At 66.0% G+C, this 1529-nt stretch carries 1 protein-coding gene; it reads left to right on the top strand.

The features are described 5' to 3' along the window. The coding region (gene treS / locus IE239_RS41190; RefSeq protein ID WP_190154567.1) for a maltose alpha-D-glucosyltransferase at positions 1 to 1529 on the top strand (1529 nt) is incomplete at both ends.

The following is a 1529-nucleotide window of genomic DNA, read 5'->3' as shown; positions in this document are numbered from 1 at the left end:
GGCCAAGGACCGTGACCCCGAGTGGTTCAAGCGCGCCGTCTTCTACGAGGTCCTCGTCCGCTCGTTCCAGGACAGCAACGGCGACGGCGTCGGCGACCTCAAGGGCATCACCGCCAAACTCGACTACCTGCAATGGCTCGGCGTCGACTGCCTGTGGCTGCCGCCCTTCTTCAAGTCGCCCCTGCGCGACGGCGGATACGACGTGTCCGACTACACCGCCGTCCTGCCGGAGTTCGGCGACCTCGCCGACTTCGTCGAGTTCGTCGACGCCGCCCACCAGCGCGGCATGCGCGTCATCATCGACTTCGTCATGAACCACACCAGCGACCAGCACCCGTGGTTCCAGGAGTCGAGGAAGGACCCCGACGGGCCCTACGGCGACTACTACATGTGGGCCGACGACGACAAGCAGTACGCCGACGCCCGCATCATCTTCGTCGACACCGAGGTCTCCAACTGGACCTTCGACCCCGTCCGCAAGCAGTACTTCTTCCACCGCTTCTTCTCCCACCAGCCGGACCTCAACTACGAGAACCCGGCCGTCCAGGAGGAGATGATCTCCGCGCTGCGGTTCTGGCTGGATCTGGGCATCGACGGCTTCCGCCTGGACGCCGTGCCCTACCTGTACGCCGAGGAGGGCACGAACTGCGAGAACCTCCCGGCGACGCACGAGTTCCTGAAGCGGGTCCGCAAGGAGATCGACGCCGCCTATCCGGACACGGTGATCCTGGCGGAGGCCAACCAGTGGCCGGAGGACGTCGTCGACTACTTCGGCGACTACGCCTCCGGCGGCGACGAATGCCACATGGCGTTCCACTTCCCCGTCATGCCCCGCATCTTCATGGCCGTCCGCCGCGAATCGCGCTACCCCGTCTCCGAGATCCTCGCCAAGACCCCCGCCATCCCGTCGACCTGCCAGTGGGGCATCTTCCTGCGCAACCACGACGAGCTCACCCTCGAGATGGTCACCGACGAGGAACGCGACTACATGTACGCCGAATACGCCAAAGACCCGCGTATGCGCGCCAACATCGGCATCCGCCGACGCCTCGCGCCCCTCCTCGACAACGACCGCAACCAGATCGAGCTCTTCACCGCCCTGCTGCTCTCCCTGCCCGGCTCGCCGATCCTCTACTACGGCGACGAGATCGGCATGGGCGACAACATCTGGCTCGGCGACCGCGACGCCGTACGCACCCCCATGCAGTGGACCCCCGACCGCAACGCCGGCTTCTCCTCCTGCGACCCCGGCCGGCTCTCCCTGCCCACCATCATGGACCCCGTCTACGGCTACCAGGTCACCAACGTCGAGGCGTCGATGTCATCGCCCTCCTCGCTGCTGCACTGGACCCGCCGCATGATCGAGATCCGCAAACAGAACCACGCCTTCGGCCTGGGCACCTACACCGAACTGCCCTCCTCCAACCCCGCCGTCCTCGCCTTCCTGCGCGAACACGAGGACGACCTGGTGCTGTGCGTGCACAACTTCTCACGCTTCGCACAGCCCACCGAACTCGACCTCAGCCGCT

It is taken from the genome of Streptomyces humidus, from assembly GCF_014649655.1.
Lineage (GTDB): Bacteria > Actinomycetota > Actinomycetes > Streptomycetales > Streptomycetaceae > Streptomyces > Streptomyces humidus.
This window is presented reverse-complemented; position numbering and strand designations above follow the sequence as displayed.